A 13,222-nucleotide genomic window follows, 5' to 3' on the forward strand; every position below is an offset into this window, starting at 1 on the left:
CCCCGCTTCCGACGCGGCCCGCGAACCCCGCGACCGGCCCTCGTCACGACATCTCCCCGGTACGCACTCCGTACCGGGGAGAACGCGTCGGCGGCGAGGGCCGCCGCTGCGGTCACGCCTCGGTGAAGCCCCGGGCACGGCCGCCGGCGGACTCGCGGACGGCGGCGGCCACGGCGCTCGCCACGTCCGGGTGGAAGACGCTCGGGATGATGTAGTTGGGGCCCAGCTCCTCGGGCGTGACCACGGCGGCCAGTGCTCCGGCGGCGGCCAGCAGCATCTCCGAGGTCACCTCGGTCGCCTGCGCGTCGAGCAGCCCCCGGAAGACACCCGGGAAGGCCAGCACGTTGTTGATCTGGTTGGGGTAGTCGGAGCGCCCCGTGGCCACCACCGCGGCGTGCTCGCGGGCGTCGTCGGGAGAGACCTCCGGCTCCGGGTTGGCCAGCGCGAACACCACGGCGCCCGGCGCCATCGTGGCGATGTCGTCACCGGTCAGGATGCCCGGCGCGGACACCCCCACGAACACGTCGGCGCCCTTGACCGCCCCGCGCAGGTCGCCCGAGTAGCCCTCGGCGTTGGTGTGGTCGGCGATCCAGCGCAGCGAGTCGTCGAGGTCGTCGCGGCCCTGGTGGACGGCGCCGAGATAGTCGCAGACGATCACGTTGCGGGCGCCCGAGGCCAGCAGCAGCCGCAGCACGGCGTTGCCCGCCGCGCCCGCGCCCGCCATCGTGATGCGCACGTCCTCGATCCGCTTGTCGACCACGCGCAGCGCGTTGGTCAGCGCGGCGAGCACGCAGATCGCGGTGCCGTGCTGGTCGTCGTGGAAGACCGGGATGTCGAGCAGCTCGCGCAGCCGCCGCTCCACCTCGAAGCAGCGCGGCGCGCCGATGTCCTCGAGGTTGATGCCGCCGAAGCCCGGCGCGATGAGCTGCACCGCGCGGACGATCTCGTCGACGTCCTGGGTGTCGAGGCAGATCGGCCAGGCGTCGATGCCCGCGAACCGCTTGAACAGCGCCGCCTTGCCCTCCATCACGGGCAGCGCGGCCTCCGGCCCGATGTTGCCCAGCCCCAGCACGGCCGAGCCGTCGGTGACGACGGCGACCGTGTTGCGCTTGATGGTCAGGCGGCGAGCGTCCTCCTTGTTGCGGGCGATCGCCATCGACACCCGGGCCACGCCCGGCGTGTAGGCCATGGAGAGCTCGTCGCGGTTGCGCAGCGGCACCTTCGACTTCATCTCGATCTTGCCGCCGAGGTGCATGAGGAACGTGCGGTCGGAGACCTTGTGGATGACGACGCCCTCGACCGCTTCGAGCTGGTCGACGATCGCCTGGGCGTGGTCGGTGTCGCGCGCCGCGCACGTGACGTCGATGCGGAGCTTCTCGTGGCCCGCGTTGGTGACGTCGAGGGCGGTGACCACCCCGCCGGCCGACTCTACGGCATGGGTGAGCTGGCTGACGGCCTTGCCGCCGGCCGGCACCTCGAGCCGCACGGTGATGGAGTACGACACACTCGGGACGGTCGCCACGTCAATCGCTCCTTCGCGCCTGACCAAGAAGTCCTCCCATGGTAGGGGGCAACTGGTCAAGCGAGCGCCGTCGCGGCTGTCACGATCAGGTCGACACAGGCCGCCACCGGGATCGCCGTGCTGTCGACGACCAGGTGGTAGAGCCGGGGGTCGGCGGGGTCCGCACGATAGAAGTGGCGCACGTAGGCGGTGCGGGCCCGGTCGTTGTCCTCGATGATCCTGCGCGCCTCGCGCTCGGTCAGCTCGCCGAGCGTGGCGGTCTGCCGGACGCGGCGCTCGATCGGGCCGTCGAGCCGCACGTGCAGCGCGCCCGGGTGCTCGGCCAGCACCACCGCCCCGGCCCGGCCCAGGAAGACGCCGCCCTGGTCACGGGCGGTCTCGGTGAGCACCCGCTCGGTGTGGCGGACGAACTCCTCCGGCGCGTGCGGCAGCACCCCGGGCACGTACATGTCGACGCCGCCGAACGTGACCGTCGGCAGCCGCATCGCGCCCGACAGCAGCCTGCCCAGGCCGCGCTCGGCCCGGTCGTCATGGGCGAGCGCCTCCTCCAGCGTGCAGCCCAGCTCCTGGGCCACGGCGCCGGGGATCGCGCGGTCGACGAAGGGCACGCCCAGCCGCTCGGCCACGGCCGGGCCGATGTGGCTGCCGGCCGTGCCGTAGGTCGCGGAGAGCGTGACTACACGCATACCCCCAGGTTAGAACAGAGCGCTCGACAAAGCTCTACGCGCCTTCGCCAAAGACGGATCCTCGGCCGGCAGCGCGTCGAACAGGCCCAGCAGATGCCGCCTGGCCTTGTCACGCTCGTCGCCGGACGTGCGCTTGACCACCGCGATGATCCGGTTGAACGCCTCGTCGACCGAGCCCGACAGCATCTCCAGGTCGGCCGCCAGGAGCTGGGCGTCGATGTCGGCCGGGTCGTCCAGCCTGCGCTGCACCTCGGCCGGGTCGGCGTCGGCCGTCCGCTTGATCAGGCTGACGCCCGCCAGGCCCATCCTGGCGTCCTCGTTACCGGGGGCGCGGGCCAGCAGCCGCTCGTAGGCCGCCGCGGCCGCGTCGAGGTCGCCCTGGTCGATGGCCTGCTCGGCGGCCACCAGGTCGGGGTCGGCCGGGGGCGCCTGCGGCGCCTCCTCACCCGGCTCCGCCGCCGGCGGCCGGGCGCCCGGGTTGGCCTGGTAGAACTGCTCGACCGCGCCCATCAGCTCGTCGAGCCAGCGCTGCACCTCCTGCTCGGGCAGCACCTGCTGGAAGCCGGTCACGGCCTGCCCCTGGAAGATCGCCAGCACCGTCGGCACCGCCTGCACGCGCAGCGCCTGCGCGATCTGCGGGCTGGCGTCGACGTTGACCCGGGCCAGGACCACCTTGCCGCCGGCGTCGCCGACCACCTTCTCCAGCACGGGGCTGAGCTGGGCGCTGCCGGGCGCCCGCGGCGACCACAGGTCGAGGACGACCGGCGTGGTCATCGAGCGGTCGATGACGTCGCTCGTGAACGTCTCCTCGGTCACGTCCACGACCGAGGCCGGCGAGGCCCCCTGGGGACCCGCCGCCTCCCGCCGGGCCTGCGATTCCAGGGCTTGCTTGCGCGCGCCCAGATCCACGGCTCCGTAGAGCGATCCGGGCCTAGAGAAGTCCGCCATGCTCCTCATCTTGCCGCATGTCCGGCCCGGAGAAGTCACCCGCCGCCACCCGCAGCGTGCGCAACTGCTCGAACATCTGCCGCAGTTCGGTCTCGCCGTACATGCCCAGGCCGAAGTCGGCGCCCATGAGCTCGGCGGTGGCGCGCCGCACGACGTCACGGCCCGCCTCGGTGATCTCGGCGAGCACACCACGGCCGTCCCGCGGATTGGGCATGCGGCGGACCAGGCCGGACCTTTCGAGCCTGTCAACCGTGTTCGTGACACTGGTCGGGTGGACCATGAGCCGCTCCCCGATTTTCCAAAGCGGCAGCGCCCCGGTCCGGCTGAAGGTCAAGAGAACCAGAGCCTCGTACCTGGCGAAGGTCAAGTCGTACGGCTTCAGGAGCGAGTCAAGTTGCGACAGCAGGATCTGATGCGCTCTCATGATCGACGTGACGGCGGCCATGGCGGAAGAGGGACCGAAGTGAGCGCGCCAGGACTCCGCGGCACGGTCGATGGGATCGAACGGCAGGTTGAGGGGCTTGGGCTGCGACACAGCGCTACGGTAGCGCGCTGCTCGTCCAGGTTCGTGCGCTTACGGAGCGCGATCGGATTCTTCGCTTGGCCAAGAATCCGGGCGGCAATCATCACGCTCAGTTATGGTTCTCGCATCGAATGGTGACGGGGAAGCCAAGTCCATCAGCCGTGGGGACGGCCGGGCCTGACCGCTTCGCCGCGCCTACGGGGCACGGGGGGTGCTTTGATGAACTTCAACGGGGACAAGGGTGCGTGAGCACGGGGGCGTTTCACGGGAGGAGCTGAGACAGAGCGCGGCCGTCACGGTGGCCGTGCTCCTCGCTCTCGGCCTGGTCGCGGCGTGGAGCGTCCTGATCCCTGGCGTCGACGCCTGGGAGAACATCGTGGCCGCGGTCATCGGATCGCTCCGGCTGACCGGGCCCGTCGCCGCCGCGTTCGCCGCCTGGGTGGCGCTGCGCAAGCGCCGGGCGTCACGCGGCCTGCAGCTGACGACCTGGCGAGCCCTGCGGGCGCCGCTGGCCATCCTGGTGGTGGTGCTGGGCTCGTTCGCCGCGACCGTGCTGGTGCTGGCCGTCAAGACGGTGCTGACCGAGCAGTCGGGGCGGCTGAGCCTGTCGGGCCTCGGCATGGGCATGGCGGGGCTGGCGCTCTACTCGGTGATCGGGTGGGTGGCCGGCTGGGTGCTGCCGTACGCGGTCACGCCGCCGATCGCCGGCCTGGCCTGCTACGGGCTGTTCACCTGGCTGGCCGACGGCGAGGGCTGGGCCGACCGGCTGGCGCCGGGCACGGGCGAGCCGTACGACCTGTTCCAGGGGCTCAGCGGGACGATCTTCCTCAACCAGATCATCTGGCTGCTGGGCGTCACCTGCGCGCTGCTGCTGGGCTGGGCGGCGCTGGTGACCCGGCAGGCGCTGGTGCTGGCGTTCGCGCTGCTCGCGGTGCTGCTCGCGGGCACCGGGGTCGCGCGGGTGCTGGCCGAGCCGAAGCCCGCCGCCGCCCAGGAGATCGCCTACAGCTGCCAGGAGTGGCCGATCACGGTCTGCGTCCATCCCGGCATGCGCGCCGGGCTCACCGAGCTGGGGGCGGCGTTCACCGAGATCGCCTCCCGCCTGGCCGAGACGCCGGCCGCGTTCACCCGCGTCGAGCAGCGTCCGCTGGACGACCCGCTCACGCCGTCGTCCGGGCTGGCGCCGATCCACCTGCCCGACCTGTCGGCCGGTTTCGCCGACGAGGCCGCGCGCGAATACCTCGACGCGCTGGCCGCCCGCTGCCACGGCCGACCCGCCGACGGCTACCGGGAGATCGTGATGGCGTGGCTGCGCGGCGAGCCGCTGCCCGGCGGCCCGCTGCTGGAGCACGAGTACGCCGCCGCCTGGTTCTCCGGGCTCAACGAGCACCAGCGCCGCGAGTGGCTGCGGATGTTCTTCAGCGACTTCCAGACCTGCAAGCTGTCGACCACCCACTTCGGCGGCGGCCCGGCCGGCACGTCCGTCCAGGTGGCCACCCCGGTCGCCACCGAGCCCGACACCGCGAGCAGCCCCCAGGTCTACCCGGTCTACCCCGACCCGAGCGCCTCTCCGGGCTGGGGACCGAAGATGTCACCCCACGGGTGGCACTGATGATCTCTCCTCGGGTAGTCAAGCAGCATGACGACATCCCGTACGGCGCCGCCCGCGCCAACCCCCCGGCGGCGCCGCAGGTGGCGATATCTGGCCGGGCTGCTGGTCCTGGCGGTTCTGCTCGTGGTGGCCGGCCGCGTGGCCTGGACCTGGCTCAACCCGCTCGGCGAGCGCGCGATCGACCGCTCCGGTCCGGCCCTGCTCCAGTCCATCAAGGACATGAGCCGGTACGAGGCCGCGACCGGCTCCTTCCAGGTCGTGGTGGATCTGGAGAAGGACGCCAACTTCCTCCCGGACGCCGTCAAGGGCAGCCGCACGCTGTTCGTGGGGGCGGGCAGCGTCGACGCCTATGTGGACTTCTCCACCCTGGCCAAGGACGCCATCACCGTGTCGGAGGACCGCACCCGGGCTGACGTGCGCCTGCCGCGCGCCCAGCTGGAAAAGCCCAACCTGGACAACACCCGCTCCTACGTCTTCGCCCAGCAGCGCGGGCTGATCGACCGGGTCCAGGACTTCCTGTCGTCCTCCCCCGGCGACCAGCGGGAGCTGTACGTGCTCGCGGAGAAGAAGATCGCCGAGGCGGCCGTGGCCAGCGACCTGCGCAGCCGCGCCGACGCCAACACCCGCGCCATGCTGGAGGGCCTGCTCAGGTCACTGGGCTTCACCAAGGTCACCGTCAGCTACGCCGGGGAGCCTTAGGCCGTGCCCGCCGTGCCCGGCGCCTTCCTAAGTACCCTCTAGGCCCCCGGACCGGGGCAGATAAGGCATCCGCCCGATGTGTCGCCCGGGGCCTTAGGACCATTCTTGAGAGTGCAGGGAAACAACAACCAAGGAGCACTCTCCATGAACGCCGAGTTCGAATACGTAGTCATGCAGAACCACGCGCGTGAGCTGCGCGAGGCCGCCGCCGAGCACCGCAGGGTCCGGCAGGCCGTCAAGGAGCAGCGCGGCGAGGGCCGCCACCGCTCCGTCTTCGCCCGCCTGCTCTCGTCATGACCGCCCCAAGAACGCCCGGCCGCAACCTCCCTCGCGGCCGGGCGCATCAACCGCCCTGAACCCGCGCCCCGCTCTCCTGGGTTGGAGAGCGGGGCGCCCCTTTTCTCACGACATATACGGATGCGCCCTTATATGGGTGCGTCCTGCTGCTGGGACCCGGCCCCGCTACTCGGACACGTCCTGCGCGGGCACGTTGATGATCAGCGCGTCGCCCTGACCGCCGCCGCCGCACAGCCCGGCCGCACCGAGACCGCCGCCCCGGCGCCTCAGCTCGTGGGCCAGCGTCAGCACCAGGCGGGCCCCCGACGCCCCGATGGGGTGACCGAGCGCGATCGCGCCGCCGTTGACGTTGACGATCTCCCTCGGCACGCCGAGCTCCTTCGCCGACTGGATGACCACGCTGGCGAACGCCTCGTTGATCTCCACCAGCGACAGGTCGCCGGGCGTGAGACCCTGCTTGCCCAGGGCGTGCTTGATGGCGTTGGCCGGCTGCGACTGCAGGGAGGCGTCCGGCCCGGCGACGTTGCCGTGCCTGCCGATCTCCGCCAGCCAGGGCAGTCCCAGCTCCTCGGCCTTGGCCTTGGACATCACGACCACCGCGCACGCCCCGTCGGAGATCTGCGACGCCGACCCGGCCGTGATCGTCCCGTCGGCCGCGAACGCCGGCCGCAGCCGCGCGAGCGCCTCGACCGAGGTGTCGCCGCGCACGCCCTCGTCGTCCTTCACCACGATCGGCTCGCCCCGCCGCTGCGGGATCTCCACCGGCACGATCTCCGACTCGAACGCGCCGTTCTTGGCGGCCGCGGCGGCGAGCTGGTGCGAACGGGCCGACACCTCGTCCTGCTCCTCGCGGCCGATGCCGAGCCTGGCGTTGTGCCGCTCGGTCGACTCGCCCATGGCGCACTGGTCGAAGGCGCAGAACAGCCCGTCGTGCGCCATCGAGTCGACGACCTGCGAACCCCCGTACTTGACGCCCTTGCGCAGGCCCGGCAGCAGGTGCGGCGCGTTGGTCATCGACTCCATGCCACCGGCCACGACCACGTCGAACTCACCGGCGCGGATCAGCTGGTCGGCCAGCGCGATGGCGTCCAGCCCCGACAGGCACACCTTGTTGATCGTGACGGACGGCACGGTCATCGGGATGCCCGCCTTGACCGCCGCCTGACGTGACGGGATCTGCCCCGCCCCCGCCTGGAGCACCTGCCCCATGATCACGTACTCCACGTCCTCCGGCGACACCCCGGCCCGCTCCAGGGCCGCCTTGATGGCGATCCCCCCGAGCTCCACGGCCGACAGCCCGGACAGGGCGCCTAGCAGCTTGCCGATAGGGGTGCGAGCTCCGGCGACGATGACGGAACCAGACATGGCGGGCCTCCTGTGCGCACGGTGGATTCTTTGACACGATACCCACGCATCGCCGGGTGTCCGCTATGGAGGTTGGCCACACATGTTCATGCGTATCGACCACATCGGGATCGCCTGTCACGACCTCGAGGAGAAGATCCGGCTGTTCGCCGAGACGTTCGAGCTGACCGTCGTGGCGCGGGAGGTCAACGAGGAGCAGGGCGTCAAGGAGGCCATGCTGCACGTCGCCGACGGCGAGGGCGGAGGCTCCTACATCCAGCTGCTGGAGCCGCTCTCGCCCGATTCGCCGGTCGGGAAATTCCTGGCCAAGCGGGGCGAGGGAGTGCACCACGTGGCGTTCGGGGTTCCGGACGTCGCCGAGGCGATGGGTAAGATCGGTAACAGGGGCGTCCGGTTGCTCGACGAGCGTCCCAGGCACGGCTCGATGGGGTCGCAGATCGCGTTCCTGCACCCCAAGGATGTTGGAGGAATGCTCACGGAGTTGGTTCAGGCGACTAGGCCCTAGCTAACGCAAAAATCGTTCATTTGTAACTAGTCACGCAGAAACCTGGACGGGGCTTCGCACGCGGCAAGTGCGGAGTACGCTGGCTTTCCACCGGACGAGGAGCCTGCCGCGAGGCACAGGCTCCTGGCTCGGGTGCCCCGAACCCCCCGTCCGGCCCGTGTAGCCGTCTCGACAACCCAGGATCGAGCCTCCATGCAGTCCGACATCGACGCCCAGCTCAACAACTTCTTCGAGGATGCCCCAGCCCGCGAGTTCGACGTCGTGCTCCGCGGTTATGACCGGCACCAGGTGCACGATCATCTGAAGCAGCTCGACGCCGAGTTGCGGCAGGCCCGCGAGCAGGTCTCCGGCCTGCAGCGCGATCTGTCCGACTCCCAGCGCCAGCTCCAGGAGCAGGAGCGTCCCACCTACTCCGGTCTGGGCGCGCGCATCGAGCAGCTCTTGCGGCTGGCCGAGGAGCAGGCCACCGAGCTCGTGCAGGCGGCCAGGGCGGAGGCCAACGAGATCAAGGCCGCCGCCAAGGTGGAGGCCGCCGATCTGCGGGCCGCCGCCGAGGCCGAGGCGGCCGACAAGCGGGCGCAGGCCACTCGCGAGAGCGAGGAGATGCGCACCAGCGCCGAGCGGGATGCCGAGGAGATCCGTTCGACGGCCCGCCGGGAGGCCGACGAGCTGACCGCCACGACGGAGCGGGAGGTCGCCAAGCTGCGCGCGACCGCCGACCACGAGGTGGCGGAGAAGCGGGCCGACGCCGAGCGCGAGATCGCCAAGCTGCGCACGACCACGGAGCGGGAGGTCGCGCAGCTGCGCGCCTCGACCAAGCGTGAGCGTGACGAGGTGCTGACCACCGCCAAGCGTCAGGCCGACGAGATGCGCGCGCAGGCACAGCGCGTGCTGGAGGAGTCGGAGGCCAAGCGGGCGCAGGACGAGGCGGAGTTCGAGATCCAGCTGGCGTCGCGCCGCGAGGAGGCGGAGCGCCAGGAGGCCGAGCGCCACGCCACCACGCAGGCGGCGACGCAGAAGCTGGTCGCGGAGGCCGAGCAGCGCGCCGCGACGGCGGAGTCCCGGGCCACGAAGGCGACGCAGCAGGCCGACCAGACCCGCCGCGAGGCCGATCTGCACGCCAAGCAGCTGGTCGCCAACGCCCGTAAGAGCTCGGAGCAGATCGTCGCCGACGCCAAGAGCAGCGCCGAGACGATCGTCACCGAGGCCAAGAACGAGGCCGAGCGCACCCGCACGTCGATGCAGCGTCAGGTCGACGAGCTGACCCGGCAGCGTGACAGCATCACCAGCCACCTGGCCCAGCTCCGTCAGCTCCTGGGCGGCGCGGCCCTGCCGGGCCTGGAGCCGGAGCCCGCGGTCACCGCGGCCCCGCCGAAGCCGGCGATCGCCGCTCCGGCGCCCGACCCGGTCGAGGAGCGTCCGGCCCCGGCTCCAGTGACGGCCAAGGCGGAGACCAAGTCCGAGGACGACGCCGAGTGGTGGCAGGAGTAGCCACGACGAGCTGACATGGGCGACATGCACGGGGGCTGATCTGGCAGCCGGAGAGAGCCTGGCGACCGCGAAGGTCGCTAGGCTCTCTTTCTGTTCACGCCCCCGCCTCCGCAGGAGCCCGCCCGGTGACGACTGACGTCGAGTCCCCGAAGCCCGCCGCCGACGACAGCCCGCCGGCGCCGCCACCGCCGCCGTACGGGCTGCCGGGCAAGCCGCTGGCCCGGGGGCCGTTCCTGTTCGGGCTGGTGGGCGGGCTGGGGGTGCTGACGGCGATCGGGCTGGCGCAGATGGTCGTCAGCTCGCTGAGCACGATCATCCTGGTGATCGTGGCGATGTTCCTGGCGGTGGGGCTCAACCCGGCGGTGGAGGCGTTGCAGCGGCGCGGGATGGCCAGGCGGTGGGCGATCTCGATCGTGTTCGCGGCGGTGATCGTGGCGTTCACGCTGTTCGGGCTGGCGGTGGTGCCGCCGGTCAGCCAGCAGTTGTCCGATTTCGTCCAGGCGGTGCCGGGGTATGTCGCCGAGTTGCGGGCGCATCCGACGGTGCGGGCGCTGGAGGCCGACTATCAGATCCTGCAGCAGCTCGCCTCGTTCGTGACGGGCACGCTGGCGGCGTCGCTGGCGAGCGGGGTCGTGGGCGCGGGGCTGGTGGTGCTCGACGGGCTGTTCACGACGGTGACGCTGCTGGTGCTCATGCTCTACTTCCTGGGCTCGCTGCACACGATCAAGGCGTATCTGCTCAAGCTGGTGCCGGCGTCGCGGCGGGAGCGCACGAGCGCGATCAGCGAGCAGATTCTCGCGGGGATCGGCGGTTACGTGGCGGGCAACGTGCTCATCTCGGTGATCGCGGGCGTGATCACGTGGATCTTCCTGTCGATCGCCGGGGTCGAGTACGCGCTGGCGCTGTCGTTGATCGTGGCGCTGACCGACCTGATCCCGCTGGTGGGCGCCACGATCGGGGCCGTGGTGGTGACGAGCGTGGCGTTGCTCGGCTCGGTGCCCGCCGGCATCGCGTGCGCGATCTTCTTCCTGATCTACCAGCAGGTGGAGAACTATCTGATCTACCCGCGGATCATGAAGCAGTCGGTGAACGTGACGCCGGCGGTGACGGTGATCGCCGCGCTGTTCGGCGGGGCGCTGCTGGGGATCGTGGGCGCGTTGCTGGCGATCCCGGTGGCGGCGGCGATCGCGCTGATCATTCGCGAGGTCGTGATCCCGAGGCAAGCTCGGAGCTGAGGAAGCGCTCGACCGCCGCGTTGAACGCCTCGGGCTGCTCGACGGCGGTCAGGTGGCCGGCCTTGGGGATGACCTCGACGCGGCTGTCGGGCACGGCCCTGGCCATGGCCTCGCCTTCGGACAGCGGCGCGAGCTCGTCCTCCTCGCCGACGAGCACGAGCGTCGGCACCTTGAGCGCGCCGAGCGTGTCGAAGGAGTCGGGCCGGGCGGCCATCGCCCGCTGGGCCCAGGCGACGGCCTGGGGCGGGGCCGACTGCACGAGGCCCTTGACGCGCCCGAACACCATCGCCCTGCGCTGGCGGGTGGTGGGCCCGATGAGGGTGGGCAGCACGTCGGTGACGAGCACGTCGTTGCCGTCGGCGAGGACGGCCTGGGCGATGCGCTCGCGGTTGTCGCGGACGGGCTCGGTGTCGGGCCCGGCCTTGGTGCTGGCCAGGATGACGCCGAGCAGCCGGTCGGGGTGGCGGCGGCAGAAGGCCATCGTGACGTAGCCGCCCATCGACAGTCCGCCGACCACGGCCCGGTCGATGCCTTCGGCGTCGAGCACGCGGGCGACGTCGTCGGCCATCACCTCGACCGACGGCTCGTCGTCGCCGAGGCGTGATCCGCCGAAGCCGCGCAGGTCGGGGGTGATGACGCGGCAGGAGCCGGCCAGCCCTTCCCGTTGCGCCAGCCACATGGCCGACGAGAGCGGGAACGCGTGGAGCAGGACGACCGGGAGCCCGGTCCCGGCTGATCTCGTGTAGAGCTGCACTCACACAAGGTAGCCTCGTTCCCCGCGACAATCACTCCGCCCGATAGACCGATATACCGGATTTACCTGACCGGTTTACGCGGCTGTCGCGCCACCGTCGACGAACAGCACCTGTCCGGTCACGTACGCGCTGGCCGGGGCGGCGAGGAAGACGGCGGGCTGGGCCATCTCCTCGGGGGTCCCCCAGCGCCGCATCGGCACGCCCGCCACCGTGGCCTGGTTGCTGGTTTCGTCCTCCCACAGGTTGCGGTTGAGGTCGGTGGCGGTCCAGCCGGGGCACAGCGCGTTGACCCGCACCCCGGCCTGCGCCCATTCGAGCGCGAGCGTCTTGGTGAGCGCGACCAGCCCGGCCTTCGCGGCGGCGTACGGGGCCAGGAAGGGGGCGCCGAGCGCGGCGACGGAGGCGACGTTGATGACGGACCCTCTGCCGCGCCCGAGCAGGTGGGGCGCGACGGCGTGGCAGACGGCCATGGCGGAGTCGAGGTTGAGCCGCATGATCTTGTCCCAGCCTGACAGCCGCAGGTCCTTGAACTCGACGAGGAAGTTGGAGCCGCCCGCGTTGTTGACCACGACGTCGAGGTGGCCGAGCCCGTCGACGGCCCGGGTGACGGCCTCGCCGGCCGCCTCCCTGCTGGTCAGGTCGGCGGGGATGACGACGGCCCGCCGGCCGTGCGCCTCGACCTCCTTGGCCACCTCGGCCAGCGACTCGGCGTTGCGTGAGACCAGCGCCACGTCCGCGCCCGCCTCGGCGTAGGCGAGCGCGATGGCCTTGCCGATCCCCTTGGACGCCCCGGTGACCAGGGCCTTCTTACCGTCGAGGGCAAACGCGCCCATCGTGCCTCCTCGCTCGGGACCGAACAAGATTCTAGCGCGGTCAGACCTCGGTCGGCAGGGGGTACGCCTCCGGCACGACGCGCCGGACGATCTCGTTCAGGACGACGCGCACGTACGGCTCGCCCACCCACAGGTGCTTGGCCCCGTCGACGCCGACGACCTCCGCCTGCGGCACCCGGGCGAAGCGCCGCCTGGCCTCCTCCGGACGCAGGTAGTCGTCGAACTCCGGCACCAGCGCCACCAGCGGCCGGCCGAACGCCGCCCAGGCGTCGAGGTCGTCGTCGGTGGCCCTGTGGAGCGGCGGGGACAGCAGGATCGCGCCCTCCACCAGCGGGTCGTGCGCCCACTTGAGCGCCAGCTCGCTGCCGAACGACCAGCCGACCACCCACACGCGCGGCAGGTCGTGATACTCGGCGTACTCCAGCGCCGCAGCCACGTCGAACCGCTCGCCCTCGCCGCCGTCGAACGCGCCCTGCGAGGTGCCGCGCTCGGACGAGGTGCCGCGCGTGTTGAAGCGCAGCACCGCCATCCCGGCCAGGGCGGGCAGCCGGTTGGCGGCCTTCTTGTACACGTGGCTGTCCATGAACCCGCCGTGCGTGGGCAGCGGATGCAACGTCACCAGCGTCGCCACGGGGGGCCGGTCCTCGGGCTGGGCCAGCTCGCCGACCAGGGTCAGGCCGTCGCCGGTGTGCAGCTCGATCGGCTCCCGCCGGGCGGGCAGCACGCTCGCCGCGCGAATCTCCACGTCGTT

General features: G+C 71.4%; 14 protein-coding genes. 6 read left to right on the forward strand and 8 right to left on the reverse strand.

Annotation, left to right across the window (positions count from 1 at the left end; translation table 11 throughout):
* Nucleotides 1-112 precede the first annotated feature (112 nt).
* Genes KME80_RS15855 through KME80_RS15870 form a run of 4 tightly spaced genes read right to left on the reverse strand, consistent with a single transcriptional unit; the run spans nt 113 to nt 3,691 of the window.
* Entirely contained in the window at nt 113-1,522 is a 1,410-nt protein-coding gene (locus tag KME80_RS15855; RefSeq protein ID WP_219505787.1) for an NAD-dependent malic enzyme, read from the reverse strand.
* Between the two features lie 56 nt (nt 1,523-1,578).
* Complete coding sequence (locus KME80_RS15860) at nt 1,579-2,208, reverse strand: cytidylate kinase-like family protein (RefSeq protein ID WP_219505789.1); 630 nt, start codon at nt 2,206-2,208, stop codon at nt 1,579-1,581.
* Nucleotides 2,209-2,217: 9 nt separating this feature from the next.
* Nucleotides 2,218-3,156 (reverse strand): tetratricopeptide repeat protein, encoded by a 939-nt coding sequence (locus KME80_RS15865; protein WP_219505791.1) that lies wholly within the window; start codon nt 3,154-3,156, stop codon nt 2,218-2,220.
* Nucleotides 3,140-3,691, reverse strand: coding sequence for a MarR family winged helix-turn-helix transcriptional regulator (locus KME80_RS15870; RefSeq protein ID WP_219505794.1), 552 nt, complete (start codon nt 3,689-3,691; stop codon nt 3,140-3,142). Before KME80_RS15870 ends, KME80_RS15865 begins: the two co-directional genes overlap by 17 nt.
* A gap of 229 nt (nt 3,692-3,920) precedes the next feature.
* Here KME80_RS15870 and KME80_RS15875 point away from each other — a divergent pair, with 229 nt between their 5' ends.
* The 3 genes from KME80_RS15875 to KME80_RS15885 all read left to right on the forward strand — a co-directional run bounded on the left by KME80_RS15875 (nt 3,921) and on the right by KME80_RS15885 (nt 6,287).
* Nucleotides 3,921-5,291, forward strand: coding sequence for a hypothetical protein (locus KME80_RS15875; RefSeq protein ID WP_219505795.1), 1,371 nt, complete (start codon nt 3,921-3,923; stop codon nt 5,289-5,291).
* Nucleotides 5,292-5,318: 27 nt separating this feature from the next.
* A complete protein-coding gene (locus tag KME80_RS15880; protein ID WP_219505797.1) occupies nt 5,319-5,990 on the forward strand; it encodes a DUF4230 domain-containing protein in 672 nt (223 codons plus the stop codon).
* A 144-nt stretch (nt 5,991-6,134) separates the two neighbouring features.
* Nucleotides 6,135-6,287, forward strand: coding sequence for a hypothetical protein (locus KME80_RS15885; RefSeq protein WP_219505799.1), 153 nt, complete (start codon nt 6,135-6,137; stop codon nt 6,285-6,287).
* A 165-nt stretch (nt 6,288-6,452) separates the two neighbouring features.
* Here the strand turns inward: KME80_RS15885 and KME80_RS15890 are convergent, their stop codons facing one another.
* Nucleotides 6,453-7,652, reverse strand: a complete 1,200-nt coding sequence (locus KME80_RS15890) for an acetyl-CoA C-acetyltransferase (protein ID WP_219505800.1) — start codon at nt 7,650-7,652, stop codon at nt 6,453-6,455.
* 82 nt (nt 7,653-7,734) lie between these two features.
* On the opposite strand from KME80_RS15890, the gene mce reads away from it, so the two are divergent.
* The 3 genes from mce to KME80_RS15905 all read left to right on the forward strand — a co-directional run bounded on the left by mce (nt 7,735) and on the right by KME80_RS15905 (nt 10,883).
* On the forward strand, nt 7,735-8,157 hold the full coding sequence (gene mce / locus KME80_RS15895; RefSeq protein WP_219505802.1) for a methylmalonyl-CoA epimerase: 423 nt from the start codon (nt 7,735-7,737) through the stop codon (nt 8,155-8,157).
* A 192-nt stretch (nt 8,158-8,349) separates the two neighbouring features.
* Entirely contained in the window at nt 8,350-9,648 is a 1,299-nt protein-coding gene (locus tag KME80_RS15900) for a DivIVA domain-containing protein (protein ID WP_219505812.1), read from the forward strand.
* 125 nt (nt 9,649-9,773) lie between these two features.
* The gene (locus tag KME80_RS15905) at nt 9,774-10,883 is read left to right on the forward strand and encodes an AI-2E family transporter (protein ID WP_219505814.1); all 1,110 of its coding nucleotides are present in this window, start codon (nt 9,774-9,776) and stop codon (nt 10,881-10,883) included.
* On the opposite strand, the gene KME80_RS15910 is transcribed toward KME80_RS15905, so the two are convergent.
* The 3 genes from KME80_RS15910 to KME80_RS15920 all read right to left on the reverse strand — a co-directional run bounded on the left by KME80_RS15910 (nt 10,843) and on the right by KME80_RS15920 (nt 13,216).
* Complete coding sequence (locus KME80_RS15910; protein ID WP_219505816.1) at nt 10,843-11,637, reverse strand: alpha/beta fold hydrolase; 795 nt, start codon at nt 11,635-11,637, stop codon at nt 10,843-10,845. The two genes, KME80_RS15905 and KME80_RS15910, sit on opposite strands and share 41 nt — an antisense overlap.
* A gap of 75 nt (nt 11,638-11,712) precedes the next feature.
* Nucleotides 11,713-12,471 carry an SDR family NAD(P)-dependent oxidoreductase gene (locus KME80_RS15915; RefSeq protein ID WP_219505818.1) on the reverse strand — a complete coding sequence of 253 codons (759 nt, stop codon included), beginning with the start codon at nt 12,469-12,471 and terminating at the stop codon, nt 11,713-11,715.
* Between the two features lie 40 nt (nt 12,472-12,511).
* The gene (locus KME80_RS15920) at nt 12,512-13,216 is read right to left on the reverse strand and encodes an alpha/beta hydrolase (protein WP_219505820.1); all 705 of its coding nucleotides are present in this window, start codon (nt 13,214-13,216) and stop codon (nt 12,512-12,514) included.
* Between the last annotated feature and the right edge of the window lie 6 nt (nt 13,217-13,222).

This window comes from Nonomuraea ceibae (assembly GCF_019396325.1).
Lineage (GTDB): Bacteria > Actinomycetota > Actinomycetes > Streptosporangiales > Streptosporangiaceae > Nonomuraea > Nonomuraea ceibae.

Coding starts and splice junctions, on each gene's coding strand:
- KME80_RS15860 (WP_219505789.1), bottom strand. CDS start 2,208: ATGCGTGTAGTCACGCTCTCCGCGACCTACGGCACGGCCGGCAGCCAC.
- KME80_RS15865 (WP_219505791.1), bottom strand. CDS start 3,156: ATGGCGGACTTCTCTAGGCCCGGATCGCTCTACGGAGCCGTGGATCTG.
- KME80_RS15880 (WP_219505797.1), top strand. CDS start 5,319: ATGACGACATCCCGTACGGCGCCGCCCGCGCCAACCCCCCGGCGGCGC.
- KME80_RS15885 (WP_219505799.1), top strand. CDS start 6,135: ATGAACGCCGAGTTCGAATACGTAGTCATGCAGAACCACGCGCGTGAG.
- KME80_RS15890 (WP_219505800.1), bottom strand. CDS start 7,652: ATGTCTGGTTCCGTCATCGTCGCCGGAGCTCGCACCCCTATCGGCAAG.
- mce (WP_219505802.1), top strand. CDS start 7,735: ATGTTCATGCGTATCGACCACATCGGGATCGCCTGTCACGACCTCGAG.
- KME80_RS15900 (WP_219505812.1), top strand. CDS start 8,350: ATGCAGTCCGACATCGACGCCCAGCTCAACAACTTCTTCGAGGATGCC.
- KME80_RS15915 (WP_219505818.1), bottom strand. CDS start 12,471: ATGGGCGCGTTTGCCCTCGACGGTAAGAAGGCCCTGGTCACCGGGGCG.